Origin of the sequence: Dactylosporangium salmoneum, from assembly GCF_039532525.1 — a bacterium.
GTDB classification, from domain to species: Bacteria; Actinomycetota; Actinomycetes; order Mycobacteriales; family Micromonosporaceae; genus Dactylosporangium; species Dactylosporangium salmoneum.
The window spans coordinates 182,554-206,494 of sequence record NZ_BAAARV010000004.1; the positions used below are offsets into that span (position 1 = coordinate 182,554).

At 71.2% G+C, this 23,941-nt stretch carries 27 protein-coding genes, 1 tRNA gene and 1 other RNA gene; 11 read left to right on the forward strand and 18 right to left on the reverse strand.

All coding sequences use genetic code 11. The features are described from left to right. Nucleotides 1-3: 3 nt before the first annotated feature. From ABD352_RS01755 to ABD352_RS01780, 6 genes are all read left to right on the forward strand, one after another. Entirely contained in the window at nucleotides 4-483 is a 480-nt protein-coding gene (locus tag ABD352_RS01755; protein ID WP_344610383.1) for a hypothetical protein, read from the forward strand. Between the two features lie 10 nt (nucleotides 484-493). Further along, the gene (locus ABD352_RS01760) at nucleotides 494-1,354 is read left to right on the forward strand and encodes a hypothetical protein (RefSeq protein WP_344610384.1); all 861 of its coding nucleotides are present in this window, start codon (nucleotides 494-496) and stop codon (nucleotides 1,352-1,354) included. A 2-nt stretch (nucleotides 1,355-1,356) separates the two neighbouring features. After that, on the forward strand, nucleotides 1,357-1,809 hold the full coding sequence (locus ABD352_RS01765; RefSeq protein WP_344610385.1) for a hypothetical protein: 453 nt from the start codon (nucleotides 1,357-1,359) through the stop codon (nucleotides 1,807-1,809). A gap of 269 nt (nucleotides 1,810-2,078) precedes the next feature. Next, nucleotides 2,079-2,477, forward strand: a complete 399-nt coding sequence (locus ABD352_RS01770) for a hypothetical protein (RefSeq protein WP_344610386.1) — start codon at nucleotides 2,079-2,081, stop codon at nucleotides 2,475-2,477. Nucleotides 2,478-2,597: 120 nt separating this feature from the next. Beyond that, nucleotides 2,598-2,921, forward strand: a complete 324-nt coding sequence (locus ABD352_RS01775; RefSeq protein WP_344610387.1) for a PadR family transcriptional regulator — start codon at nucleotides 2,598-2,600, stop codon at nucleotides 2,919-2,921. Beyond that, nucleotides 2,918-3,442, forward strand: a complete 525-nt coding sequence (locus ABD352_RS01780) for a hypothetical protein (protein ID WP_344610388.1) — start codon at nucleotides 2,918-2,920, stop codon at nucleotides 3,440-3,442. The genes ABD352_RS01775 and ABD352_RS01780 overlap by 4 nt, the downstream gene beginning before the upstream one ends. Before the next feature lie 19 nt (nucleotides 3,443-3,461). Here ABD352_RS01780 and ABD352_RS01785 read toward each other — a convergent pair whose 3' ends face one another. The 4 genes from ABD352_RS01785 to ABD352_RS01800 are packed head-to-tail and all read right to left on the reverse strand — an operon-like array spanning nucleotide 3,462 to nucleotide 6,885. Beyond that, complete coding sequence (locus tag ABD352_RS01785) at nucleotides 3,462-3,722, reverse strand: hypothetical protein (protein WP_344610389.1); 261 nt, start codon at nucleotides 3,720-3,722, stop codon at nucleotides 3,462-3,464. Beyond that, entirely contained in the window at nucleotides 3,719-3,946 is a 228-nt protein-coding gene (locus ABD352_RS01790) for a hypothetical protein (protein ID WP_344610390.1), read from the reverse strand. The genes ABD352_RS01785 and ABD352_RS01790 overlap by 4 nt, the downstream gene beginning before the upstream one ends. Next, nucleotides 3,943-5,688 (reverse strand): helicase HerA domain-containing protein, encoded by a 1,746-nt coding sequence (locus ABD352_RS01795; protein ID WP_344610391.1) that lies wholly within the window; start codon nucleotides 5,686-5,688, stop codon nucleotides 3,943-3,945. Before ABD352_RS01795 ends, ABD352_RS01790 begins: the two co-directional genes overlap by 4 nt. Nucleotides 5,689-5,730: 42 nt before the next feature. Beyond that, nucleotides 5,731-6,885: a hypothetical protein gene (locus tag ABD352_RS01800; protein ID WP_344610392.1), complete on the reverse strand. Its 1,155-nt coding sequence runs from the start codon at nucleotides 6,883-6,885 to the stop codon at nucleotides 5,731-5,733. Nucleotides 6,886-6,987: 102 nt separating this feature from the next. Here ABD352_RS01800 and ABD352_RS01805 point away from each other — a divergent pair, with 102 nt between their 5' ends. Further along, nucleotides 6,988-7,230, forward strand: coding sequence for a helix-turn-helix domain-containing protein (locus ABD352_RS01805; RefSeq protein ID WP_344610393.1), 243 nt, complete (start codon nucleotides 6,988-6,990; stop codon nucleotides 7,228-7,230). Here the strand turns inward: ABD352_RS01805 and ABD352_RS01810 are convergent. The 5 genes from ABD352_RS01810 to ABD352_RS01830 form a co-directional block, all read right to left on the reverse strand. Next, on the reverse strand, nucleotides 7,220-7,435 hold the full coding sequence (locus tag ABD352_RS01810; protein ID WP_344610394.1) for a site-specific integrase: 216 nt from the start codon (nucleotides 7,433-7,435) through the stop codon (nucleotides 7,220-7,222). The two genes, ABD352_RS01805 and ABD352_RS01810, sit on opposite strands and share 11 nt — an antisense overlap. Continuing rightward, nucleotides 7,432-7,677 carry a hypothetical protein gene (locus tag ABD352_RS01815; RefSeq protein ID WP_344610395.1) on the reverse strand — a complete coding sequence of 82 codons (246 nt, stop codon included), beginning with the start codon at nucleotides 7,675-7,677 and terminating at the stop codon, nucleotides 7,432-7,434. Before ABD352_RS01815 ends, ABD352_RS01810 begins: the two co-directional genes overlap by 4 nt. After that, nucleotides 7,662-7,928: a flavin reductase gene (locus ABD352_RS01820; RefSeq protein WP_344610396.1), complete on the reverse strand. Its 267-nt coding sequence runs from the start codon at nucleotides 7,926-7,928 to the stop codon at nucleotides 7,662-7,664. Before ABD352_RS01820 ends, ABD352_RS01815 begins: the two co-directional genes overlap by 16 nt. Beyond that, nucleotides 7,928-8,104, reverse strand: coding sequence for a hypothetical protein (locus ABD352_RS01825; RefSeq protein ID WP_344610397.1), 177 nt, complete (start codon nucleotides 8,102-8,104; stop codon nucleotides 7,928-7,930). Before ABD352_RS01825 ends, ABD352_RS01820 begins: the two co-directional genes overlap by 1 nt. 266 nt (nucleotides 8,105-8,370) lie before the next feature. After that, nucleotides 8,371-9,591 carry an NsdA family TPR-like regulatory protein gene (locus tag ABD352_RS01830; protein ID WP_344610398.1) on the reverse strand — a complete coding sequence of 407 codons (1,221 nt, stop codon included), beginning with the start codon at nucleotides 9,589-9,591 and terminating at the stop codon, nucleotides 8,371-8,373. Between the two features lie 421 nt (nucleotides 9,592-10,012). On the opposite strand from ABD352_RS01830, the gene ABD352_RS01835 reads away from it, so the two are divergent. After that, nucleotides 10,013-10,294 carry a hypothetical protein gene (locus ABD352_RS01835; RefSeq protein WP_344610399.1) on the forward strand — a complete coding sequence of 94 codons (282 nt, stop codon included), beginning with the start codon at nucleotides 10,013-10,015 and terminating at the stop codon, nucleotides 10,292-10,294. A gap of 54 nt (nucleotides 10,295-10,348) precedes the next feature. Here ABD352_RS01835 and ABD352_RS01840 read toward each other — a convergent pair whose 3' ends face one another. The 3 genes from ABD352_RS01840 to ABD352_RS01850 all read right to left on the reverse strand — a co-directional run bounded on the left by ABD352_RS01840 (nucleotide 10,349) and on the right by ABD352_RS01850 (nucleotide 12,069). Further along, on the reverse strand, nucleotides 10,349-11,290 hold the full coding sequence (locus ABD352_RS01840; protein ID WP_344610400.1) for a tyrosine-type recombinase/integrase: 942 nt from the start codon (nucleotides 11,288-11,290) through the stop codon (nucleotides 10,349-10,351). 131 nt (nucleotides 11,291-11,421) lie between these two features. After that, nucleotides 11,422-11,493: transfer RNA gene (locus ABD352_RS01845), tRNA-Val, on the reverse strand. A gap of 117 nt (nucleotides 11,494-11,610) precedes the next feature. Next, complete coding sequence (locus ABD352_RS01850) at nucleotides 11,611-12,069, reverse strand: peroxiredoxin (protein WP_344610401.1); 459 nt, start codon at nucleotides 12,067-12,069, stop codon at nucleotides 11,611-11,613. Between the two features lie 47 nt (nucleotides 12,070-12,116). Between ABD352_RS01850 and ABD352_RS01855 the strand changes: the two genes are divergently transcribed. Further along, complete coding sequence (locus tag ABD352_RS01855; protein WP_344610402.1) at nucleotides 12,117-14,615, forward strand: Hsp70 family protein; 2,499 nt, start codon at nucleotides 12,117-12,119, stop codon at nucleotides 14,613-14,615. A 42-nt stretch (nucleotides 14,616-14,657) separates the two neighbouring features. Here ABD352_RS01855 and ABD352_RS01860 read toward each other — a convergent pair whose 3' ends face one another. The 4 genes from ABD352_RS01860 to ABD352_RS01875 form a co-directional block, all read right to left on the reverse strand. Then, a complete protein-coding gene (locus ABD352_RS01860) occupies nucleotides 14,658-15,089 on the reverse strand; it encodes a DUF3052 domain-containing protein (protein ID WP_190257925.1) in 432 nt (143 codons plus the stop codon). A gap of 107 nt (nucleotides 15,090-15,196) precedes the next feature. After that, nucleotides 15,197-17,584, reverse strand: coding sequence for a transketolase C-terminal domain-containing protein (locus ABD352_RS01865; RefSeq protein ID WP_344610403.1), 2,388 nt, complete (start codon nucleotides 17,582-17,584; stop codon nucleotides 15,197-15,199). A gap of 43 nt (nucleotides 17,585-17,627) precedes the next feature. Then, the gene (locus tag ABD352_RS01870; protein WP_344610404.1) at nucleotides 17,628-18,071 is read right to left on the reverse strand and encodes an NUDIX hydrolase; all 444 of its coding nucleotides are present in this window, start codon (nucleotides 18,069-18,071) and stop codon (nucleotides 17,628-17,630) included. A 27-nt stretch (nucleotides 18,072-18,098) separates the two neighbouring features. Further along, nucleotides 18,099-18,503 carry a YjbQ family protein gene (locus tag ABD352_RS01875; RefSeq protein ID WP_344610405.1) on the reverse strand — a complete coding sequence of 135 codons (405 nt, stop codon included), beginning with the start codon at nucleotides 18,501-18,503 and terminating at the stop codon, nucleotides 18,099-18,101. 289 nt (nucleotides 18,504-18,792) lie between these two features. On the opposite strand from ABD352_RS01875, the gene aceE reads away from it, so the two are divergent. Continuing rightward, complete coding sequence (gene aceE / locus ABD352_RS01880) at nucleotides 18,793-21,537, forward strand: pyruvate dehydrogenase (acetyl-transferring), homodimeric type (protein ID WP_344610406.1); 2,745 nt, start codon at nucleotides 18,793-18,795, stop codon at nucleotides 21,535-21,537. 55 nt (nucleotides 21,538-21,592) lie between these two features. On the opposite strand, the gene ABD352_RS01885 is transcribed toward aceE, so the two are convergent. Continuing rightward, on the reverse strand, nucleotides 21,593-22,432 hold the full coding sequence (locus ABD352_RS01885) for a hypothetical protein (RefSeq protein ID WP_344610407.1): 840 nt from the start codon (nucleotides 22,430-22,432) through the stop codon (nucleotides 21,593-21,595). Nucleotides 22,433-22,622: 190 nt separating this feature from the next. Here ABD352_RS01885 and ABD352_RS01890 point away from each other — a divergent pair, with 190 nt between their 5' ends. Beyond that, nucleotides 22,623-23,498, forward strand: a complete 876-nt coding sequence (locus tag ABD352_RS01890; RefSeq protein ID WP_344610408.1) for an aminoglycoside phosphotransferase family protein — start codon at nucleotides 22,623-22,625, stop codon at nucleotides 23,496-23,498. 26 nt (nucleotides 23,499-23,524) lie between these two features. On the opposite strand, the gene rnpB is transcribed toward ABD352_RS01890, so the two are convergent. Next, nucleotides 23,525-23,919, reverse strand: an RNA gene (gene rnpB / locus ABD352_RS01895) — RNase P RNA component class A. Nucleotides 23,920-23,941 lie beyond the last annotated feature (22 nt).

Sequence of the window (23,941 nt, forward strand, 5' to 3'; positions counted from 1 at the left end):
GTCATGTCGTGGCTCAAGGGCGAGCGCATCAAGGGCACTGAGGCAAAGGCCCAGGCCGACCAAGTCGCCTCGCTCACCACCGCCGGGTGGACCTCGTATGCGCCGGCGTGGACTGCCTCCTCGGGCACCCAGCCGAGCCTAGGCAACGGCTCGCTTACCGGTAGGTGGCGCCGGCCGGCCAACGCTGATCTGGTCCATGTCCAAATCAAGTTGGTGCCCGGGTCATCGACCACCTTCGGCGGCAACATCGAATGGATCTTCAGTCTGCCGATCCCGGCGCACGCCAACGATCTCCTGATGGGCAATGGATTCGCCCAGGACACCGGCACCTTCTACCGGCCGGTAACAACGAAGAAGGCGACGACATCCACGTTCTTCGTCGTCTCCGGCGTCGGCGGTGTCGGCCTCGTTCACGCCACTGCTCCACACACCTGGGCCAGCACCGACGAGCTGAACCTGCAGCTCACCTACCAACCCGCCTAAGGAGGTACTCATGGCGTGGCGAGTCGTTCGCTCGCTGGAGAAGCTCAACACGCAGGTTCGCGCCAGCGCGCCGCGTGCCGTGCCGCCGGCGACGCCCACGTCGGCGTGGGGGTCCATCGGGGACACATTGCACACCTCGACGTCCGATCACAGCCCGCACGTGTACCCGGTACTCGGCACCACGCCGGTGGTGTGCGCACGGGATTTCCCCCACGCCCCGGCGCTGGGCCTGGACGGCGCGGTCTACACAGAGACGCTGCGGCTGTCCCGCGACCCGCGGATCGGGTACGTGATCTTCAACCGGCGCATCTTCTCTGGGCACCCAGTCGACGGCGTGCCCGCGTTCACGTGGCGGTCGTACAGCGGTTCCGATCCGCACGACACCCATTGGCACGTCAGCTCGGTGTACACCGCGCTGGCTGACGACGAGCGGCCGTGGGCGATACCCGGCGCGCCAATCCCATCGAACAGCATGGAGGACGATATGGCGGTCATCGCGAAGGCCAACTCTGGCCAGCTCTACTTCTGTATCGGTGGGTTCTCCCACCCGATCAATGCGGGCGACGTCAGCGGCATCCGGTACTTGGCCGGGCAGGGCGTCTACCAGCTCGCGAACAACGCCGGCAGCAGGACCCCGGACAATGCTGAGTGGGAGGCTGGCGGCTGGATTCGGAAGGGCTGGTCCGAAGCGGTGTTCGGCCCGATCTACACCAAGCCGGCTCCGGCGCCCCCCATCCAGCTCGACAGCGCGGCCCTCACCGCGTTGACCGCGCAAATCCTGCAGGCGGTCGGCGGTGAGCTTGCGGCGGTCCGCGCCGCGGTCGAGGCCCAGCTCTCGCCCGCGGAGCGCGCCGCCATCCAGGCCGGCTGAGCGTGGACCCGACGATCGTCGCCGCGCTCATTGGCGCCGGCGGCGCGCTCGCTGGCGGCATCGTCACCGGCCCGATCGTTGCCCGCCTCGCCAACCGAAGGCAGGCGGCTGCACAAGCCAAGCATCTGGAAGCGCAGACCGACCTGATCCGCCAAGACATCTACCAGCAGCTGACCGACGATCTGAAGGCGGAGCTCGAGCGCGTCCGCACGTCGCTCCGGCAGACCTCCGCCGAGGCCGAGCAGCTCCGCGGTCGGGTAGTCGACCTCGAGTCGCGGGTTGCTCAGCTGAGGCTCTCCGAGGCCCGTGCGTCCGAGGCGCTGCGCGAGGTTCAGGGCGAGCGGGACCGGCTCCGCGCCGAACTGGCCGCGGCGACAGCCACGATTGCCGAGCTTCGCGCCCAGGTCGCCGACCTGAAGCTGCAGGCGGTCGTACTCCAGCCGCCGGCGCACTGACGCTCTACCGACAGGGCAGCAGGTCGACGAACGCCCCCTCGAGCCCGTAGATCAACTGACCGCAACTGCACGTCCACGTCGGATGGCCGTGGTGCTCGGTGCACGGCGCGTACCCACGCTGACCAGCCGTCCAGCGGCGGCAACGGGGGCAGCCCACCGGGTCGATCAACACGATCTCCTGGTCCCGGCCCGTGTATCGGTACCCCGGCGGCGCTGGCGGTCGTCTCACACCCACACGGTATCCGAACACTCGTTCGAAGGAGTCCTAGATGCTGCAGAAACTCTGGTCGCGTTACGGCCCGGCCACCGCCGCAGTGTTCATCGCGGCCCTCACCGCGGCGAGCTCGGCGCTGACCGACCACCACATCGACGCCGGCGAGGGCGTCCAGATCGCCATCGCGCTCACCACCGCGGTCTCCGTCTGGTACGTGCCGCTCCTCCCGGGCGTCCGCGGCGCCAAGACGGTCGTTGCCGGGATCCTGGCGGTCCTCAACGCCGCCACCGCGTACGTCGTCGGCGGGCTGGACATGGGCGAGATCATCAACTTGGCCATCGCCGGCCTGGGCGTTGTCCTGGTCGGCGTCGCGCCCGTCGAGTCCGTTGGCGACACCCTCGTCCCGCGGTCGGTCGCCGCGGCGATGAACCGGCAGGCGTACCGGCAGTCCTGACCCTCGACGACCGGTTACACAGAAGCGGCCCGGCTACCCCATCACGGGGGCGGCCGGGCCGCTTTCTGCGTTCCCGCCGCTTAATTCACCTACTCATATTTCACCTAGTACACTGTCCATATGGCGGATCGAGTGACCCAACCGACGCTCGATGTCCTCGAAGCACTGCTTGGTGCCAAGGACTTCGAGACCCACGGGTGGGACATCATCAAGACGACGAAGCGGGCAGGCCCGACCGTGTACAAGATCCTTGAGCGCCTCTCGGGCGGAGGACTGCTCACCGAGCGCTGGGAGGAGGTCGAACGCAAGCCGGGCGTGCCCCGGCGGCGCTTCTACAAGCTGACCCCGACCGGCGTCGCGCACGCACGCCAACTGCTCGCTGAGCGCCGACCGCAGGCCGCCTCCCGCTGGGGCCGCCTGTTCGGCGGGGAGGCCCACGCGTGAGCGAGTGGGGCATGTTCGGGCTCGGCCTCGTGGCCAGTCTCGCGGTGAACGAGATGTGCGACATCTCGCCGTGGCTCGCCGCCCGCCTGATCCCGGTGGCCGTGCGGCTCTGGACTAAAGATCCGGAACGTCGTGAGGTCTACAACGAAGACTGGCAGGCGGTTGTAAGCCAGCATCCTGGCAAGCTCTTGAAGCTCGGCGCCGCTTTGTGGTTTCTAGCGGGGGGCGCCGCTCGTGCCGCCCTGGCATCGCCGCTCAGACGCATCGCTGCGTTCTACCTGTATGGCCTCAGGATCACGATGGCCGGACCGCGCACCCCGATGGTCTTGCTGTCCATATCGCTCGGCGCGAGCGTCTTCGCCGGCACGTACAAGGCCTTTACTACGTCAGGCGTCTTTGAAGTGGCGGCTGTCTGTCTGCCTGTGGCAGTGCCCATGCTTACGCCTTTTTTTGTCGCGTGGGGCGCGTACGACGGGCGCCGAGCGGCAGAGCGGGAAATCCGCGCACGCAAAGACCACTGACCGACGCTGCACGACGTTGTCACCGCCCGAGCGCGGTGACAACGTCGTGGAGCAGCTTGAGTAGCCGCTTCCGCGCTACTACCTCAGGGCTGGGAAGTCGCACCGTCCCGCGGACCTCGGCGTGCTCTGACCCGTCGCGCCCAAGCACGCGCACTACGACGATCCGCCCGGCTCCGGGCACGTCGACCACGTGCGGGTCGCTGCGGTGCTCGCCGAGGCCGCAGGCGTGGCCCTGGGCGCACCACTCGGGGTGCGCTTCCCGCCTAGCCAGCAGCCTCATCGCCGCCCCAGCAGGTAGGCCGCGACGACGAACGCCACGATGAGCAGCCCGCCGGCGATGTTGCCAACGCGGGCCCAGTCGCGGGGCACCTGGCCCCAGAGCGCGCGGGCGGCCCGAGTGGTGGCCCGGGCGTCGCGGTACGTCCTCGACGCGACGGCCACGCGGTACCCGAGCAGCGTGCCGGCGAGCAGCCCGGCGGCCGCGGCGAGGATGTCGGTCGTCATGCGGCATCGGCTCCTTCGTGGATGGGTGTGCTCGAGCGGGCCGCCCACGCGGCCAGGTCCTCACGGCGGTACAGGTCGGACGGGCCACGCTGTCCGCACGGCTTCGGAGCGCCGGCCCGGTCGCGCTGCAGGCGCTTCTTCGCCGCCTCGTACGTCCACGGGATCACGCCGAGATCGGACGCCTCCCGCAAGGTGATCTTGTCCCCGTCGCCGGGGACATCCCTGCTCAGCGAGCTATCAAGGCCTCCGGGGGACACGGCGGCGGGCGCCGCGATCGCACGCGCCTGGGCACGCGTGAGGAAAGCAACCTGGCACTCCGTGGCAACGCCGCCGATGACGATCTGCCAGCGGCCGAGAGTGCGCGACGCCCGCGGCATCCCCGCCTCCGGGACCAGCATTTTCCACGCATTCGTGGTGTATCTGGCCAAACACCTCACGCCGAAGTTCTCTCGCGCCTCCGGGCCGCCGATCGCGCGCGCGGTGAGCATCTGCGCGATCGCCAGCACGTTGTACTTCGCGCTGCGGCCCATGAACAGCAGCTCACCGATCGCCGTGATCGCGGGCGAGCGCTTCGGCTCGTTCTTGGCCCGCGTGTCGGCCCAGTAGGTGGCCAGCATGCCGATCGTGGCGTTGAGCTCTTCGGCGATGACCAGGGTGCGCGGGCCCGGGTCCCAGTCGTCGTCCTCGTGCATGGCGTCGCTGTTGCGCTGGTCGGCGACCGCGGCCGCGCGTACGAGCGCGTCATGCATCTGGGCGGGCTTCACGCAGTAGTCCACGCCGGCCAGGCCGAGCGCCCACCGGTGAGACCCCTTGCGGTCGAGGATGATGACCCGGCCACCTCGGGCAAGGACCTGCACTGCAACCAGCTGCGCGAGGACGCTCTTGCCGGCGCCGGACCCGGCCGACACCGCGATGTGCGGCGAGTCGTCGCGCAGGCTGAGCACGATCGGCGCGCCGCCGGTGCCCAGGCCCAGGAAGAACTCCCACTCGTGCAGCCGTGGCAGGTGCTCGAGCAGGGCGTCGATGCCCACCGCGGTCGGCGGCCGCCGACGCACCGTCCACCGCGCGGTGACCTCCGCACCGACCTGGTCCCACACCTCGACCAGCTCGCCCGCGGGGACTTTCGCGCCGACGATCGACGAGATGAGCTGCCGCTGCTCGCGGGTCAGGTATGGGGTGGCGGCGGTCAGCTCGATCCGGGGGCCGTACTCGCGGCCCGGCCGGCGGAACACCTCGAGGCGCTTCGTCACCGGCTTGCACGTGCGTTGCAGCGTCCACCAGGCGCGCATCGCCCGGTCGCCCGGCCAGCGCAGCACCGGCTCCAGGTGCTCGCCGTACCAGCGTCGAGCCGCCTCCTCGGCCGGCGACGGCGGCTTGGCCAGGCGCGGCATCAGCGTGCCCAGGCCCGGGTCGACGTGGAGCCGCACGCGGACACCGCCGAGCGGTACCTCGAGCGCGGCCAGGGTCGGCGCGATGTACGCCCGGCGGAACCGGCGGCGCACCCACCGGCGGCGGCTGCGCCACGCCGCGCCGGCCGCGAGCACACCGGCGACCGCGGCGGCCTCGCGGGGTTCGGCGGCGGTGATCCCGGCGGCCGCGGGGACGCCGAAGCGCAGCAGCTGGCGGCGCCAGCCGGGCCAGCGGCCGGCGCCGCGGGTGAGGTACGGGTAGCCGGTGCGGCCGTCGAGCGGGCGGCCGGTCGCGTACCGGTAGAGCCACCGCGGCATCGTCTGGCGTACCAAGCTGGGGTCCTTCCTTCCGGAGGGGCGGGGGCGCGGCGCCCGTCACGCTGCGGCGAGTGCCGCGGTGGTCTCGGTACTGCTGCCGAGCGCCAGCTGCGCGAGCTGACGCCGGTGTGCGGGGTCGGCGATGTGGCCGCTCTCGAGCACGTCCAGGGCGTCGTCGGGGCTCAGGCGGTGCGGCGGCCGCGGCGTGGCGACGATGGCGGGCGCCCCGCTCACCGGGCGGCCGGCCTCGGAGGTGTAGCGCTGCACGGTGCGCCGGCTCATGCCGATCGTGTCCGCGATGATGTCCAAGGAGATGCCGGGGTTGGCGCGGTACATCGACTGCGCGACCAGCCGGGCTCGGTCGGTGCCCATCTTGGGTGTTTCCGCAGGTGCCGGGGCGCTGTCCGGGGCTGTCGCGTCGTTGTCCACGGCCGGCTCGTCGACTGGCGCGGTGTCCACCCGGATGTCCACGGCGGTGTCCGGGATGCCGGCCACGGCGGCCGCGGTCAGTTCGGCGCCCAGGAGGTCGGTGAGGCCGTCGTAGTCGGCGGCCGCGGCCAGCCGGGCGGCGATCTCGTCGAGGTCGTAGGTGGCGATGGCGAGCTCGGCGGCGACCTGGTCCTTGCCCTGGGACAGCTTCCGGCGCAGCAGGACGGCGATCGCGGCGTGGCGCTGCTCGCGGCGTCGGGCATCGCGGGCGGCGGCGATCGACCCGTACAGGCCGAGCTCGGGGCGCTCGACCGCCAGGGCGCGGGCCTCGCGGGTGATCGCGGGATGGCGGAGCCAGCGGGCAACCCCGTAGGCCGGCGGGACGGCGGCGAGCATGCCGCGGGCGCGGAGTTCGTCGCGGCGGCGGGCGCTCGAGTCGATGAGCCAGACGAAGTAGCCGAGGGCCGACATGCCGGCGAAGAACGCGGCCTGGCCGCGGTGCTCGCCGTGGCCGAGCCAGTTCACGCTCACGGCGCCGGCGGCGACGGCGGCGGAGAGGACGCGGGCGGCGGCGGCGCGCTCGCCGAGGCGCATGCGGGCCCCGGCGTGGTTGGAGATGACCGCGCCGCCGAGCTCGACGGCGCCGACAGCGGCGAAGGCAAGGGGCCAAGGCCAGCTGAGCCAGTCGGCGGCGGCGAGTCCTGCGCCGGCGAGCGCGACGCCGGCGACGACGACGTAGAAGACCGTGAGGATGCGGCGCGAGCCGGAGGACGGTGGCGTCATGCCGAAGAGCGTACTAGAGGTTTTGTAGGTTCTGTAGGTTCTGTAGCCTGTTGCGTGCCGCCGACGCGGCGCTTCCGCTGGCCAGTGTGGGTTTGAGAGGATGTGGCGATTCTGGCGATCCGAGAGGCGGTGCGCGTGGTCGGCGACGGCACCTGGCTACGTCCTGGCGAGGTGGCCGAGCTGCTCGGCGTGCACGTCAACACCGTGCTCAACTGGTTCGACGCCGGCCGCTTCGATCAGCCGGTCAAGCCCCGGCGACTCGTGGGCGGCCATCGCCGGATCCACAAGGACAGCGCTGAGCGAGTGCTGCGAGAGCTGACGCCCGGTGAGGACGTCAGCGAGTAGGCCGCTCGGCGTAGGCGGTAACGAGCGCAATCGGACCGGGCTCGACGTCGACGCTCCGCGGCCGCCAATCCCGCACGCCGAGGTAGTCGGCCAGCGCCGCGCGCAGCCGCGGGTCGGCCGGCACCGGCACGACGAGTACCGGTGTGCGCCACTGGCCGCGCAGCGTCAGCTTGGCCAGCCGCCACAGCAGCGCGCCAACCGTCACCGCGAGCCGCCTGGCGTGCGTGGCGGCAGCCACTCGTGCAGCTGCCGGCGCAGCGTCTCGGCGTCCGGGGCGCCCGGCCTATCGAGGTCGGCGAGCGCATCGGCGACGTATCCGCCCATGAGCAGGTGGAGCTGGAGCGGGCGGTCTGAGTAGTCCTCGAGCAGCTGGGCGCGGCGGACGGCGCATGGCCAGGGCTCGCCGCAGCCGCACCGCCAGGCCGGCCGGCTCAGTTGGTGGGCCATTGGTGCCCCCCGCGTCCCGCCCGGTCGAAGGTCCAGACCAGGAACCGCGCGTCGGCCTGCTCACGTGTCAGCCCGAGGTCCTGGGCGGCCTCCGCGGCCAGGACGCGCATGATGCCCTGCAGCCGATGCCGGGCGCCCCGCGGGTGCTTCTCCAGGAACTTCCGCCGTTGCGCGGCGCACGGCCACGGCCTCCTGCAGGTGAGGCACAGCCAGTGCGGCCGGCGGTAGTTGTGCGGGGCGTCGGAGGCCACTAGAAGGGCTCCGACGCCCGGGCGGCTGCGAAAGCCCGGCGCACGAGCACGAGGACGACGGCGCGGGCGCGGCGCCACTCCGCGCACGGATGGCGCTCGCCGCACACGACGCACGTGGCGCCGCCGGCCTGTCGGTGGTGGTGCTGGCGCTGCTGTACGGCCTCGTTGAGCTGCACGTCCGTCTCCTCGCCGCGTGGGTGCGCGGCGCCGACGGGGTGCGCCCAGCCGCCGGCGCCGCGCAGATTGCGGGCGTGGCGGCCGGTACCTGCGGCTCACGCCTCCGACCGCCACGCGCGTGCGACGCCGCGTCCCGGTGCGATCGGTTCGCAGTGGGGCGCTACCGGGACGCGCGTCTGACAGTGACGGTATGCACCGAGGTCAGGCACCGAAAGTGACTAGGCGTCCGCTGGTGTCCGCTGGTGTCCGCGGACAGGCGGACAGCTCAGGCGGACGGCCCGGCCGAGAGTGCGGGGCGGTGGGCCTCGAACGCCCCGGCCAGCTCGGCCGCTTCCGGGGCGCCGGACCGCTTGACGCCCCGGTAGACCTCCACGGCGCGCCACCAGTTCGACGGGACGATCCGGCCTGAGGTGACCGCGGCCAGTGCCTCCGCGGAGGCTTCGTCCGGCCGTCCCGCGGCGAGCAGCGCCAGGCCGAGATCCAGGCGTGCCGAGGCGACCCGGCGCGGCCTTGGCACGCCACCGGGCGCCGCCTCCAGCTCGGCGATTGCGTGCCGGGCGAAGCCCTCCGCCGCCGGGTCGCCGACCCACGACAAGGTGGTGGCTGTGTACGAGATGGCCTTGGCCGGGTCGTACCGGTAGTGGTGCTCTGGGTTCTCCGGCGTGGCGAGATTGCTCACCAGCCGGGCGACCCGTTCCAGGGCGCCACGGGTCTCTCCGGCGGCGCCCATGCGCGCCCACGCGCGGCCTTCCTGGGCAGTCGCCTGGATGAGCGCGGACGAGCCGGCCGGGGCGATGGCCTGCGCCTGCCGCGACAGCTCCAGGGCGTCGCGGTAGCGGCCGGCGGTGAGCACTTCCCACGCCCGGGTTTCGTAGCACCAGGCGCGGATCTCGTCGTGTCCGGCGTGGCCGGCCATCTGCTCGGCCGTTGCTAGCCAGGCCTCGGCCGCGTCGACCTGGCGCAGGTCGACGTGCAGCGTGGCGGCCAGTAGCGAGAGCCAGCCGCCGGCGATGAGCAGACGTCGCCGCTGGGCGAGGGTCATGCGGGCGTCGGTGAGGTGGGTGACGTAGGCGATGTGCCGCCGGACGCGCGGCAGCAGCTCGGCCGGCGCCGTTCCCGCGTACGCCATCGCCATGCGGTCGGCGACCCGTTCGAGGCGGTCGAGCGTCCCGTCGCTGACGTCGGACACCTCGACGCGGCGCGCCAGCTCGAGCGCCTCGATCTCTGCGTCGACGTCGCCGGCGGCGGCCGCGGCTGCCGGGCGGCTCGTCGAGCCGGCCAGGGCGACCAGCTCGCCACCTGCGTCGAGGGCGTCGTCGAGACGCTGCGCAAGGTCGACGGTGGGTGCTTTGCGGCCGGTGGCCAAGTCGTGCACGTGGGTCTTGCCGTGGTGCACGCGGGCGGCGAGGGCTCGATAGGACGTTCGCCGCTGCTCGATGAGCTCGCGCAGGCGCTGGCCAAACGTAGGGTCGGTAGCAGGCGGCACGATTGATCACCCCAGGGAGCAGCTGGGGGGCCGCCACCTGCTCCGTGACGGCCCGCTGATGGACAGGCTACTCCTTCGGCCAGCACGCGTTCGGGGTCAGCTCACCTGGGAAAACATGCCCGCCATGTGGTCGGATTGTGAGCAAAGTTTCACAAAGTTTGGCCGTTCGGCCGACAGAACGCATCGATATTCATCGCGGCACTTCATCACCGGCTGTAGTTGCACTGCTGCAAATACATCTCGCCTGTCCGGTTTTCGCTACGACGCGTGATGGCTGTAGCACATACGTTCGACCGGGGCCAGGTCTCGTTTGGGTGGATCTTTCGTGGCCGAATGTCTACTGCATTCACAGTGATCATCAGCGCAGAGTGATCGCCTACCTGCGGCAAGGAATCACTGGGGATGCAGGAGGTACCAAGCCTTGAGTAACAAGATCCGGTCAACTCACGTGATTTGCGTGCTCGCTGGCGCGGGCATTGGTGTGGCAGCCGGAGGGCTTCTGGGAGTCGACGTTGACCTGTCGGGGCCGGAGGCCGTCAGCATCCTGGTCTCGGTCCTGGTGGTCAGCCTCGGCACGCTGGTCTCGGGCTACTACCTGCGCCAAGTCAAGGCGTACCTCGACCAGGTCCGCGAGCTTCGCGCTGCTGATCGTCGCGAGGGCTACGTCGAGGGCTATCTCGAGGCGGTCAGCGACCGGATGTAACCCCAATGCCGGGGCCGGCCAGTACCCCGTTCCTGGCCGGCCCCTCGCTGACCTTCAGATCCCGCCCATGACGTTGACGTTGTCGTAGTTGCGCCGGGCCCGCGCGCTCCGGCCACTGCGCCCGTACAACGCCAGCATCTGGTTACTCTCCCAGCCGACTAGCTCTACCAGGTCGCCCTCGGCGCCCCCGTTGAGCAGAAAGTTGTGCGCGAAGGTGTGCCGGAACAGGTGCGGGTGGAGCTTGATACCGAGCCGCTCGGCACGCCGGTAGAGGATCTGCCGTACGCCGTTGGGTGTCATCGGCTTCCGGCTACGGACGGCGATCCACAGTCCCGTGACACCGAGCTCGACAACGACGGGTCGGGAGGCGCGAAGGCGCAGGTACCGGTCCAGGGCGACGGCGGTCTTGGCGTCGAACTTCGCCTTGCGGACTTTGCGCGCCTTGCCGGTGACCGTCAGCTCTCGTTGGGACAGGTCGAGGTCGGCGATGTCCAGGTTCGTGATCTCGGCGAGGCGTGCCCCGGTCGACGCGAACATTCGCAGCAGGGCCGCGTCTCGCCGTGACTCGAAGTCGCGGCCACGCTCCGCGTCCTTGACGAGGGCGGCCAGCTGCTCTTGTGCGATGACCGGGGGAGGGTTGTCACCAAGCTTCGGTGCGGCCGGCGGCTTGACGAGGTCCATCGGGTTCGGCACGTCCTCTTCGGCGGCGAACCACTTCCAGAACGCCTGCAGTGACCGGCCGACCTGATTGCAGTAGCGCGGCGTGTACTCCAGCCCGTTGAGCCACGCGAAGAACTGGCGTAGGTGGACCTTGTCGACCTTGTGCCAGCTGTTGACCTTCGGGTGGTGCTCGACCATCCACCCGCCGAACCAAGCGGCCGCGTCGGTGTAGATCTCGCGGGTCTTCTTCGACCGGCGGAGCGACTCGAGGTGCAGGTCGAAGGAGTCGATGAACGGGCGGAAGTGCTTCGGATCTCTGCGCTCGGTGCGGGGCATGTGATCACCGTGCCTGCTGGTCGCAGGCCTGCGGCATCAGGCGAAAAGCGTTAAGCGGATGGTCCCTGAGCATCGTTCGGTATTCCTCTCGGCGAGGCTTACCGGTATTCGTGCAGGTGACGCCATCTGTGTGGGCACGGTTGGGTTCGAACCAACGACCCCCCGCTTGTAAGGCGGGTGCTCTTCCGCTGAGCTACGCGCCCCTGAGCCCCCTCGCGAGGGCCGGGTACCCAGATGGTACCGAAGCTCGCCCCCACGACCCAGCCGGGCGCAACGACCGTACCGTCCCGGCCGTCCGGATGCGGCCGTATCGGGCCGTGTCACAGGGCGGCGATCGCCTCGCGCCAGGTGGCGATGGCCCGCGACTGGCTGGCCGGCAGCACCTCCCGGAAGCGAACCACGCCGGCGCGGTCGATGAGGAACGTGCCGCGGTTGGCGTAGCCCTTGGCCTCGTTCAGGACGCCGTAGGCCGAGGCGACGGCGCCGTGCGGCCAGAAATCCGACAGCAGCGGGAACGTGTAGGACTCGCGGTCGGACCAGATCTTGTGGGCGTACGGCGAGTCGACGCTCACCGTCAGGACCTGGACCCGGTCGTTCTGGAAGTCCGGCAGGGACTGCTGCAGGGCGGTCAGCTCGCCCTGGCAGGTGCCGGTGAAGGCCAGCGGGTAGAACACCAGCAGGACGGCCTTTGTGCCGCGGTACGAGGACAGGGATATCTCCTGATTGTTCTCGTTGCGCAGCAGAAAGTCCGGTGCCGGATCTCCGACATCCAACGTCATGGCATCGAATATGCCAGGGGTTCCGGCGTGGCCTTACACTCGCCCGCATGGCAGCAGGGCCGCGGCTCGGCATCGACTTCGGGACATCCCACACCGTCGCGCTTCTGGCGTGGCCGGACGGGAGGGTGCGCCCGTTGCTGTTCGACGGCTCGCCGCTTCTGCCGTCCGCCGTGTTCGCGCAGGCCGACGGGACATTGCTGGTCGGGCGGGACGCGGTGCACGCCGCGCGGGTCGACCCCTCGCGCTTCGAGGGTAGCCCCAAGCGGCGCATCGACGACGGCACGGTGCTGCTCGGCGACCGCGAGGTCACCGTGCCCGCGCTCATCGGGGCCGTGCTCACCCACGTCGCGCAGGAGGCCGTGCGGGTCGCTGGCGGGCCAGTGGCGGAGCTCACGCTGACGCACCCGGCCGCGTGGGGGGTCTCGCGCAAGCTCACCCTCGTCGAAGGGGCCAAACTGGCGGGGCTGCCGCAGCCGGCCCTCATGCCCGAGCCGGTCGCCGCCGCGCACTATTTCGCAGGTGTACTGCAAAAGCCTCTCACCGCCGACCAGGGCCTGTTGGTCTACGACTTCGGCGGCGGCACCTTCGACGCCAGCCTGGTGAGCCGGTCGGGGGAGGGGTTCGACGTGCGGGCCGTCGACGGGATCGACGACCTCGGCGGGCTCGACCTCGACGCGCTGATCGTCGAGCACGCCCGCACGCAGATCGACAACCCGGAGGTCTGGGCCCGCCTCGACGGGCCGCAGAGCACCGAGGACCGGCGGCACCGCCGGATGCTGTGGGACGACGCGCGCATCGCCAAGGAGATGCTCTCGCGCACCCCGGCGGCGGCGCTGCACGTGCCGATCGCGGCGGCCGACGTCAGCATCACGCGGGAGCAGTTCGAGGACAAGGCCCGGTCGCTGCTGGAGCAGACCGTGCGGACCACCTCGGCGGTCATGCGCTGGGGCGGCCTCGACAAGGACAAGCTGGCGGGACTCTTCCTGGTCGGCGGGTCCAGCCGGGTGCCGCTCGTGGCTACGCTGCTGCAGCGGGAGCTCGGCGTCGCGCCGACCATCATCGAGCAGCCCGAGCTCGTCGTGGCCGAGGGCAGCCTGCGCGCCTGGGTGAGCGTCACACGCCCGAACCCCCAGGTGACCCCCCAGCCCCCGCAGACCGCGGCCCCGATCCAGCAGCAGCCCCAAGCCGTCCAGGCGCCGCAGGCCTTCCAGTCGGCACCGAACGCACAACAGCCGCAGAACCAGCAGCCCCAAGCCGTCCAGGCACCGCAGGCCTTCCAGCCGGCACAGAACGCACAAAATCCGCAGGGCTTCCAATCGGCACCAAACGTACAAAACGTACAAACTCCGCAGAACCAGCCCCAGCGGCCGCAGGCGCCGGTCAGCGGGGTCCCGGTCAGCCCGGCGGCGTTCCAGCAGGGCGCGTACCCGGTCAGCGCGCCCCCGGGCGCCCAGCGCCCCGTCAGCGCCGCCCCGGTCAGCCCCGTAGCCCCTTCGGCCTATCAGGCCGGCCGGGCCCCGGGAGGTACCCCCGCGGAAGTCACCCAGCCGATCCGCCCCATGACCCCGCGGACGGTCCCGCCCCCGCCGCCCCAGCCGGTCTACGTCTCCCCGGCCGCCCAGCCCACCGTCTACGCGCCGGCCCCGCGCGAGGAGGCCCCCGAGCCCCCGCGCAGGCGCAACATCGCCGTGCCGCTGCTGATCGGCATCCTGGTGCTGGCGCTGGCCCTGGCCGGCTACGTGGTGTTCCAGAACCGCGACCACGGCGGGCAGCAGGCCCTCGACGACCCGACCAGCGCCGCCGCCAGCGCGCCGGCCAGCGACGGCCCGAAGGCCATCCCGCAGTACAACCGCGAAGAGGAACCGGCGTGGGTGCCCAACGGCTGGCGCCAGCCGGACCTGGGCGGCGTCGAGCAGCTCTGGAAGTCGCAGGCCGAGTCGGAGGGCGGGCGCTGCGACACGAACAACGGCCGCCTGCGGGTGACCACCGACGTCGCCCCGGCGCTGACCGGCTGCACCCTGAAGCCGCCGCTGGACGTGTACATGCAGGACGGCAGCATCGAGGCCAAGGTCCATGCGGCGAACGGCTGCGCGGGCCTGTGGCTGCGCACCGGTGACAAGGGCTACACACTGGGCTACTGCGCCGACGGCCACGTACGGCTCTACCGGCTGGCCAACAAGGCGCCGGGGCCGGACTCGCTGCTGAAGGACTGGGCGATCCAGGCCAGCGGGGATCCGTACGTCGCGTTCAAGATCCAGGGCGACCAGCTCGACGTCTACGTCAACGGCGTGCACTTCGGCCCGGTGAAGGACTCGGTCATCCCGACGGGCAAGGTCAACCTCGGCGCGTTCAGCCTGACCGAGCAGACCGCCGACGCGACCTTCACGCAGGTCCGGCTGTTCGTGCCGGAGGACTGGCAGCCGGGGAACGCGGGCAACACGACCACGAAGAAGCCCACCCCGACCTCGTCGAGCTCGGGCTGGGGGTCGGGCTCCCCGTCGGCGACGCCCACGTCGAAGAAGCCCACGCCACAACCCACGGCGTGAGCGGGCCGCGCCTTGACGAGGGGCGCGGCCGGCAAAACCAAGCTAGCGACGCGAGCGGGCCGCTCGAGGCGCGACCAGTCGCGCCGCGGTCCAGTCCTTGCCCGCGTTGACCGTCGAGGTCTGCTGCAACCCGGCGGTGGGCGCCGACTCGTTGATCTCGCTCGGCTCGACGTGCCCGGGGCGGCCGGCCTTGGGGGTCAGCAGCCACACCACGCCGTTGTCCGCCAGCGGTCCGAGGGCGTCGATGAGCGTCTCGACCAGGTCGCCGTCCTCGTCGCGCCACCAGAGCAGCACCACGTCGACGACCTCGTCGGTCTCCTCGTCAACCAGGTCCCCGCACCGGTCGATCAGGACGTCGCGGAGATCCTGGTCGACGTCGTCGTCGTACCCCATCTCCATAACGACCATGCCCGGTTCGACTCCGAACCGGTCCGCCAGGCTCTTCACCTCGGCCTGACCCGCGGTCGCGTTCACTGTCCACTGCCTCCTGTCGCAACAACCACTGTTAGCGCGTAGTCCACACAGTACGGGCCGTCAACGCAAGTGGCGCACCGATGCGATCGAAAAAGTATCGCTCCAAGTTACCGGGCGAGCAGCGATCGCGCGCCCTGAACGACCTGCTCCTCGGAGACGAGGACGTGGTTCGCGGCCGGTCCGAGCGGCACGAACGAGTCCACGGCGGCCACCCGGCGGGCGACGCCGACGTAGCCGGCGTCCACCAGAGCGGCGATCACCCCCTCGCCGACCCCACCCGATCGGCGGGTCTCGTCGACGATGAGCACCCGGCCGGTGTCCGAGGCGTTCTTGATGATGTCGCCGACCGGGAGAGGGGACAGCCAGCGCAGGTCGACCACCCGGCAGTGCACGCCCTCCTCGGCCAGCCGGGCGGCCGCGCGCAGCGACAGCCGCACCCCGTTGCCGAAGGTGATGATCGTCAGGTCGTCGTTCGGGCCGTTGCTGTAGGCACGGGCCCGGCCGATCGGCACGTGGATGGCCGGCCACTCGCTCGGGGGCGCGTACTCCGACAGCCACCAGTTGTCGTTCTCGGTGTGCAGGTCGCGGGTGTGGTACAGCGCGATCGGCTCGACGAAGACGCAGACCGACCCGTCCACGATCGCGCTCGCCAGGCACGTGCGCAGCATCGGCGCGGCGTCCTCGGCCCGGCTCGGGACGGCCACCACCAGGCCCGGGATGTCGCGCAGGACGGCCAGCGCGTTGTCGTTGTGGAAGTGCCCGCCGAAGCCCAGCTGGTAGGCCAGGCCCGCCACCCGCACCACCATCGGGTTGTGGAAGGCGCCCTGCGAGAAGAACTGCATGGTGGCGGCCTCGCCGCGCAGCTGGTCCTCGGCGTTGTGCAGGTAGGCGAGGTACTGGATCTCCGGCACCGGCAGCATCCCGGCCAGGCCGGCGCCGAGCCCCATGCCGAGGATGCTGGTCTCGTCGAGGAGGGTGTCGAACACCCGGGTGGCGCCGAAGCGGTCCCGCAGGCCCTTGGTCACCCCGTAGACGCCGCCCTTCGCCGCGACGTCCTCGCCGAAGACGAGCATCTGGGGGTACGCCAGCATCGCGTCCGTCAGCGTGGCGTTGATGGTCTGGGCGAGGGTCAGCGGGCCCGCCTGCTCGGGCAGCTTGCCGCTGAACGCCGCCGCGCGGCTGGCCGGGCCGCCGTCGCCGCTGTTGCGGGGCGTCCCGGAGACGGGCCGGATCGCGGGCTCGGGCTCTTCCGGGGACGTGAACTCCAGGTTGTCGTCCAGCTCGCCCTCGAGCTCGGGCGCCAGGTCGTCGTCGGCCAGGTGGGCGGCCGCGTCCCCGACGGCCCGGGACACCCGCACCGGCCGGCGCGGGGCGAGCGGCGCGGTGACCTCGGACGCGCTGGCCAGCTTGGGCTCGCCGAGCACCTCCTCGGCGACCCGGCGCACCTCCCAGCCGATCTCGTCGTAGCGGGTCATGAGCTCGGCCGGGGCGGCCACGCCGGCCTCGACGAGCAGCCGGGCGGTGCGCACCAGCGGGTCGCGGGCCAGGTCGTTCGCGATGTCGACGGGGGAGCGGTAGGCCATCTCGGCGTCCGCGCCGGCATGGCCCATGAGCCGCACGGTGCTCAGGTGCAGCACGGCCGGGCGCCGGTACCGCCGGACCCACGCGGCCGCCTCCGCCGCCCGGTCGTAGGTGGCGGCCGCGTCGCAGCCGTCGGCGGCGTAGTAGCGCAGGCCGGGCCGGCTCGACAGGGCGGCCGCGGCCCAGCCGTCGGGCGAGCGCACGCTGATGCCCAGCCCGTTGTCCTCGCAGACGAACAGCAGCGGCAGCTTGAGCCCGATATGGTCGCACCAGCCGGCGGTGTTGAAGGCGGCGGTGGCCGCCGCGTGGTTGATGGACGCGTCGCCGAAGGAGCACACGACCAGCGCGTCCGGGGGCCAGCCGTGGCCGCCGCCGGGCGGGTTGAGCCGCTTGCCGCGGCCCAGGGCGTAGGCGACCCCGACGGACCGGGGCAGGTGCGAGGCGATGGTCGAGGTGGTCGGGATCACGTGCAGGTCGGCGTGGCCGAAGACCTTGTGCCGGCCGCCGGCGATCGGCTCGCGGGCCGAGGCGACCACCCCGCGCAGCACGTCGCGGATCGGGTCGCTGCCGGCCACCTGGGCCGCGCGCATGCAGTAGAACCCGCCGGAGCGGTAGTGCAGCAGGGCGGGGTCGGTCGGGCGCAGCGCGGCGGCTACGGCGGCGTTCCCCTCGTGGCCCGACGAGCCGATCGTGTAGTACCCGGCGTCGAAGCTGCGCAGCCATCGCGCGGCCAGGTCCAGGTGGCGGCTCGTCGACTGGGCGTCGTAGAGCGCGCGGGCCTGCTGCCCGGTGAGCGCGGTGTCCTCGCGGACGGGCTCGTCGAGCTCCCGCGCGGCCGGCGCGGCCACGAGCCCGGCGAGTTCGGCGCGGAACCGCTCGTCGAGATCCTGAGGGGTGGTCACGTTCGACAGCATGGCCGAAAACGGTCATGTGATGCCACCCGAGAGCCCGGCGGCGCTACGGCTTCGCCCGTTCGGCCAGGGCGCGGTACTCCGGGGAGCCGAGGAACCGCGGCAGTAGAAGCTCGGCGGTCACCCCCAGGTCGCGGGCGAGCGCCTCGTCCGGTGTGAGGAACACCATGGCCTGGCCCTCGCCGAGCACCACGTCGTCCTGGGTGGCCTCGGTCGGCCCGTAGAAGGCGTACATCTGCACCTCGCCGTCGACGGTGGTGACCGACGGACGGGTGGCGACGGTGAAGGGTCGCAGCGCCCCGGCGTCCAGGCCGGTCTCCTCGAGGACCTCGCGCCGGGCCGCCTCCTCCGGCGACTCGCCGTCCTCGATCTTGCCCCCGGGGAAGGCCCATTGGTTCGGCGACACCTTGGCGTGCCGGTCGCGGTGCTGCATCAGGATCCGGCCATCGGGGTCGACGAGGAACACGACGGCGACGCGGCGCTCGATCACGATTCGAACCTCACGCCATGTAGCTTCTCACCCCTGGACGAAACTGAGCCGGACCTGGCGTGTGGAATTGTCGCCGTTCGGGTCGACCAGGCAGATCGACTGCCACGTGCCCAGCGCGATCTTGCCGCCGATCACGGGCAGCGTGGCGTAGGGCGCCACGAAGGCCGGCATGACATGGTCGCGGCCGTGCCCGGGGGAGCCGTGCCGGTGGGCCCAGCGGTCGTCGGCCGGCAGCACGTCGTCGAGGGCGCGCAGCAGGTCGTCGTCGCTGCCGGCGCCGGTCTCGATGATCGCCACCCCGGCGGTGGCGTGCGGGACGAAGACGTGCAGCAGCCCGTCGCCCTGCCCGGCCACGAACCGGGCCGCCTCGTCGGTGATGTCGCGCACGACCGGCCGCGATCCGGTCCGGACCGTAATCACCTCGGTACGCATCGGGTCAGTCTCGCAGGCGCGCTCATGAGGCCGCCGGGCGCCTGGGATACTCGCGGTGTTGCCGTCAGTCAATAGCGGAACGCCACAGAAGTTACCGGTCGGTATCGTGTCGCGTGTCGCAGTTGACGTCCCGTAGGCGTGACGGACGGCACCGAAGCCAGGCAGGATGGACATTGGCTCAGCATTGGCCATGAACCATCGAGCCAGACCCTAGGCCACCCAGACCGGTCGCCGAGCCCGACGTCTCCGCCGAGCAACCCCCGGTCGCTAGTACCCAGAAGGAACGCCTGTGTCCACCGAACGCAAGCGCCCGGTGATCAGCGACGGCCTACCGAGCCAGCTGCCCGACATCGACCCCGAGGAGACCACCGAGTGGGTCGAGTCGCTGGACGGTGTGATCGACGAGCGCGGCGCGAAGCGCGCGCGCTACGTCATGCTGCGTCTGCTGGAGCGGGCGCGGGAGCGACAGGTCGGGGTCCCGCCGCTCACCACCACCGACTACATCAATACCATCCCGCCGGAGCGCGAGCCCTGGTTCCCGGGTAACGAGCACATCGAGCGGCGGATCCGGGCGTACATCCGGTGGAACGCCGCCATGCTCGTGCAGCGCGCGCAGCGCCCCGATGTGGGCGTCGGCGGCCACATCTCGACCTTCGCCAGCGCCGCGAGCCTGTACGAGGTCGGCTTCAACCACTTCTTCCGGGGCAAGGACCACCCCGGCGGCGGCGACCAGGTGTTCTTCCAGGGCCACGCCTCCCCGGGCATGTACGCCCGCGCCTTCATGGAGGGCCGGCTCAGCGAGGAGCAGCTCGACGGCTTCCGCCAGGAGCTGTCGCACCGGGGCCTCGGCGGCGGCCTGCCCAGCTACCCGCACCCGCGGCTCATGCCCGGCTTCTGGGAGTTCCCGACGGTCTCGATGGGCCTCGGCGGCATCAACGCCATCTACCAGGCCCGCTTCAACCGGTACCTGCACAACCGGGGCCTGAAGGACACCAGCGACCAGCACGTATGGGCGTTCCTGGGCGACGGCGAGATGGACGAGCCGGAGTCGATCGGCGCCATCGGCGTCGCGGCCCGCGAGGAGCTCGACAACCTCACCTTCGTGATCAACTGCAACCTGCAGCGCCTCGACGGCCCGGTGCGCGGCAACGGCAAGGTCATGCAGGAGCTGGAGGCCTTCTTCCGGGGCGCCGGCTGGAACGTGATCAAGGTCGTGTGGGGCCGCGAGTGGGACCCGCTGCTGGCCGCCGACACCGACGGCGCGCTGGTCAACCTCATGAACGTCACGCCCGACGGTGACTACCAGACGTACAAGGCCGAGTCCGGCGCCTACGTCCGCGAGCACTTCTTCGGCCGTGACCCTCGCACCCGCAAGATGGTCGAGCACCTCTCCGACGACGAGATCTGGAACCTCAAGCGGGGCGGGCACGACTACCGGAAGCTGTACGCGGCCTACAAGGCGGCCAGCGAGCACACCGGCCAGCCGACGGTCATCCTGGCCAAGACCATCAAGGGCTGGACGCTGGGCTCCCACTTCGAGGGCCGCAACGCGACCCACCAGATGAAGAAGCTGACCCTGCAGGACGTCAAGGACTTCCGGGACCGGCTGTACCTCGACATCCCCGACAGCGCGATCGGCGAGAACCCCTACGCGGTGCCGTACTACCGCCCGGACGAGAAGTCCGAGGAGATGGAGTACATGCGCGAGCGCCGGCGCACCCTCGGCGGCCCGGTGCCCAACCGCCGCACGACCCACATCCCGCTGCAGCTGCCGGAGAGCTCGGTCTACGGCGACATCAAGCGCGGCTCGGGCAAGCAGAAGGTCGCCACCACGATGGCCTTCGTGCGCATGCTCAAGGACCTCATGCGGCACAAGGGCATGGGCAACCGCTGGGTGCCGGTCATCCCCGACGAGGCCCGCACGTTCGGCATGGACTCGCTGTTCCCGACGGCGAAGATCTACTCGCCGCACGGCCAGAACTACACGCCGGTCGACCGGGAGCTGTTCCTGTCGTACCGGGAGTCCACCTCGGGCCAGATCCTGCACGAGGGCATCAACGAGGCCGGCTCGGTTGCCTCGTTCACCGCCGCCGCGACCAGCTACGCGACGCACGGGCAGCCGATCATCCCGGTGTACATCTTCTACTCGATGTTCGGCTTCCAGCGCACGGCCGACGGCATCTGGGCGGCCGCCGACCAGATGGCCCGCGGCTTCCTGCTCGGCGCCACCGCCGGGCGGACCACGCTCAACGGCGAGGGCCTGCAGCACGAGGACGGCCACTCGCTGCTCATCGCCGCGACCAACCCGGCCGTCGTGGCCTACGACCCGGCCTTCGCCTTCGAGATCGCGCACATCACCGAGAACGCCGTCAACCGGATGTACGGCGAGGCCCCCGAGGACCTCATCTACTACCTGACGATCTACAACGAGCCGATCTTCCAGCCGGCCGAGCCCGAGAACCTCGACGTCGACGGCCTGCTGCGGGGCCTGTACCGGTACTCGCCGGCCCCGACCGCCGACGGCCCGAAGGCCCAGATCCTGGCCTCGGGCACGGGCATGCAGTGGGCGCTCAAGGCCCAGAAGCTCCTCGCCGAGGAGTGGGGCGTGTCCGCCGACGTCTGGTCGGCCACGTCCTGGACCGAGCTGCGCCGCGACGCGGTCCGCTGCGAGGAGCACAACCTGCTGAACCCGGCCGATGAGCCCCAGGTCCCGTTCGTGACCCGCGCCCTGCAGGACACCGCGGGCCCGGTCGTCGCCGTGAGCGACTTCATGCGCGCGGTGCCGGACCTCATCGCCCAGTGGGTGCCGAACGACTACACCTCGCTCGGCACGGACGGCTTCGGCCTCTCCGACACCCGCCACGCCCTGCGCCGCCACTTCCACGTCGACGCCGAGTCGATCGTCGTGGCCACGCTGCGCCAGCTCGCCCGCCGCGGCGAGGTCCAGTCCTCGCTCCCGGCCGAGGCCTTCAAGAAGTACGCCATCGACGACGTGAACGCCGCCCCGGTCGGCGAGACCGGCGGCGACTCGTAGTAGCAGTTCGCAAGGAAAAGGGGGGGCCGCGCCGCGGCCCCCCCTTTTCACATGTTCACGCCGCGGGGCTGAGGTTCGTCATGGACAACTCCACGCCGATGGCCGGGTGGTCGACGCTGTCGGCCGGATCGCTGGTCACCGTGATGCAGAGCTGTGTCGCGGTCCGCAGGAAGAACCCGTGCACCGGTCGGCACGACTCGGCTCCGCTCCACCCTCTGGCCTCCCGCAGATGCCGCCGGAGGCGCTCGGTGAGCACGTCGGTGGACTCGCCCGCGGCGCCGGTGATCTGGTAGTACGTCCAGCAGCTGTGCCCCGTCTGATCGCAGCCGTCCGAGCCGTCCGGGCCGGTGCCACGGGTCGCGTCCATGCCGGCAGGCAGCGGGAACAGCTCGTCCGGCGACGGCATGCCCACCCCCGAGGCGAGGCCACCGAGGCAGCAGCCGAGCACAAGCAGCCCCGTGGCGACCAGGGTCGCGGTCGGGCGCAGCCACACCGGGCGGACGGGCCCCGGCTCCTCGGCCGGCCGGGAACGCCCGCCGATCACCATCCACAGCGGGCGGGTGGGACGCCCCCGGGACCACCAGGTCGCCGCCAGCAGGGCGAGCCCGCCGGGGAGGGGGTACCACAGCAGGACCGACCAGGCGACCGACAACGTCCGGTCGCCCGGCTGCCCGGGCAGCGTCCACCAGATCGTGCCGATCGCGGCGAGCAGGACCAGCGCGATCGGCAGCGCCGCCAGGACGCGGGGCGCGAGCAGGCACCACGCGGCCAACGGCACCCACGCGCAGACGACGATGACCACCGTGACATCGGACGACAGCCGCCACCCGACCGCCACGGCGATTGCCAGGCCCAGCGCCGCAACCCCGATCCGCCACAACCACGGCTTAGCCATGGCGACCATGAAACCAACACCGATGCGCCCGCACCGCCCCCGACGACAAAAGCCCCACGACGGACGAGCCGACCCCTGGAGCGCGCGGTCAGGGAGCCTGGAGCGAGCAGCCTTGCAGCGTCACCACCGACGCCAACGGGCAGGCGGTGGTGGCGCAAAACGGCTGGACGAGGTACGCAGACTGGACGGTGTGGTCGACATAACCGCTGACCTCGTACGCGCCTTGGTCGTTGAGCAGTTCCCCGAGTGGTCCGGCCTGCCCGTCACGCCGGTGGCTCGCCAGGGCTGGGACAACCGGACCTTCCGGCTCGGCGATCATCTGGCCGTGCGTCTGCCCAGCGCGGAGGGCTACGTCGCAGGCATCGCCAAGGAGGACCGCTGCCTGCCCGTCCTGGCTGCGCACCTGCCGGCGCCCGTGCCGGCGCCGATCGCCACGGGGCAACCGGGAGCGGGCTATCCGTTTCCGTGGTCGGTGCGCCGCTGGCTGCCCGGAGACACCGTCGAGGTGGCGCGGGACGTCGACCGTACCGTGCTGGCGCAGGACCTCGGTGCTGTCCTGTCCGCGCTGCGGGTGGCCCCGCCGTGGCAGGGGCCGGCCTGCGGTCGTCACTCCTGCTTCCGGGGCTGCCACCCCAGCGTCTACAGCGACGAGGTCGAGTACGCCCTGACCAAGCTGGCCGACGTCGTCGACGTCGCCGCCTGCCAGGCCGTCTGGGACGAGGCGTTGACCTCGGCCTGGCCGTCTGCGCCGGTGTGGTTCCACGGCGACGTGGCGGTCGGCAACCTGCTCACCGTCGACGGGAGGTTGTCCGCGGTCATCGATTTCGGCACGTGTGGCGTCGGTGACCCCGCCTGCGACCTGGTGATGGCCTGGACCTACTTCATCGGCGACGAGCGCAAGGTCTTCGCGGACGCCGTCGGCCTGTCCGAGGACACGTGGCGACGAGCCCGCGGGTGGGCGTTGTGGAAGGCGCTCGTGACGATCGCCGGCCAGTCCAGCCCCGACCCCGAGGGCTTCCAGGAACGCGCCCTGGTCCAAGTCCTTCAGGATCCAGTCAGCAGTTGAGCGGGGGCGCCGCGATCATGGTGCGACGGACGAGTCGACCTGTACGCCGGGTTCTGTCCTTGCCTCGCGGCAAGGGGCGGCCATCCATCTCGGCCTGTCGTTGCCGGCAGGCTCTAGCGGTCTACCCGCAGGCATCGGGCGGGCCGCCCTCGATCGCCTGCGCAGGCCTGCCCGTAGGCGGGCCCTTTTGACCTTGCTCCGGGTGGGGTTTACCGAGCCGCCCCGGTCGCCCGGGACGCTGGTGGGCTCTTACCCCACCGTTTCACCCTTACCCGGGACGTGTGTCCCGGGCGGTCTGCTTTCTGTGGCACTGTCCCGCGGGTCGCCCCGGGTTGCCGTTAACAACCACCCTGCCCTGTGGAGCCCGGACGTTCCTCGGCGACACCTGGCAAGGTGCCGACGCGGCCGCCCGGTCGACTCGTCCGTCGCCTGACTATGGTAGT

Excerpts from the sequence above, each read along its gene's own strand:
- ABD352_RS01755 (WP_344610383.1), top strand. The coding sequence starts at position 4 with ATGTCGTGGCTCAAGGGCGAGCGCATCAAGGGCACTGAGGCAAAGGCC.
- ABD352_RS01760 (WP_344610384.1), top strand. The coding sequence starts at position 494 with ATGGCGTGGCGAGTCGTTCGCTCGCTGGAGAAGCTCAACACGCAGGTT.
- ABD352_RS01770 (WP_344610386.1), top strand. The coding sequence starts at position 2,079 with ATGCTGCAGAAACTCTGGTCGCGTTACGGCCCGGCCACCGCCGCAGTG.
- ABD352_RS01775 (WP_344610387.1), top strand. The coding sequence starts at position 2,598 with ATGGCGGATCGAGTGACCCAACCGACGCTCGATGTCCTCGAAGCACTG.
- ABD352_RS01785 (WP_344610389.1), bottom strand. The coding sequence starts at position 3,722 with ATGAGGCTGCTGGCTAGGCGGGAAGCGCACCCCGAGTGGTGCGCCCAG.
- ABD352_RS01790 (WP_344610390.1), bottom strand. The coding sequence starts at position 3,946 with ATGACGACCGACATCCTCGCCGCGGCCGCCGGGCTGCTCGCCGGCACG.
- ABD352_RS01800 (WP_344610392.1), bottom strand. The coding sequence starts at position 6,885 with ATGACGCCACCGTCCTCCGGCTCGCGCCGCATCCTCACGGTCTTCTAC.
- ABD352_RS01815 (WP_344610395.1), bottom strand. The coding sequence starts at position 7,677 with ATGGCCCACCAACTGAGCCGGCCGGCCTGGCGGTGCGGCTGCGGCGAG.
- ABD352_RS01840 (WP_344610400.1), bottom strand. The coding sequence starts at position 11,290 with ATGCCCCGCACCGAGCGCAGAGATCCGAAGCACTTCCGCCCGTTCATC.
- ABD352_RS01850 (WP_344610401.1), bottom strand. The coding sequence starts at position 12,069 with ATGACGTTGGATGTCGGAGATCCGGCACCGGACTTTCTGCTGCGCAAC.
- ABD352_RS01855 (WP_344610402.1), top strand. The coding sequence starts at position 12,117 with ATGGCAGCAGGGCCGCGGCTCGGCATCGACTTCGGGACATCCCACACC.
- ABD352_RS01865 (WP_344610403.1), bottom strand. The coding sequence starts at position 17,584 with ATGCTGTCGAACGTGACCACCCCTCAGGATCTCGACGAGCGGTTCCGC.
- ABD352_RS01875 (WP_344610405.1), bottom strand. The coding sequence starts at position 18,503 with ATGCGTACCGAGGTGATTACGGTCCGGACCGGATCGCGGCCGGTCGTG.
- ABD352_RS01885 (WP_344610407.1), bottom strand. The coding sequence starts at position 22,432 with ATGGCTAAGCCGTGGTTGTGGCGGATCGGGGTTGCGGCGCTGGGCCTG.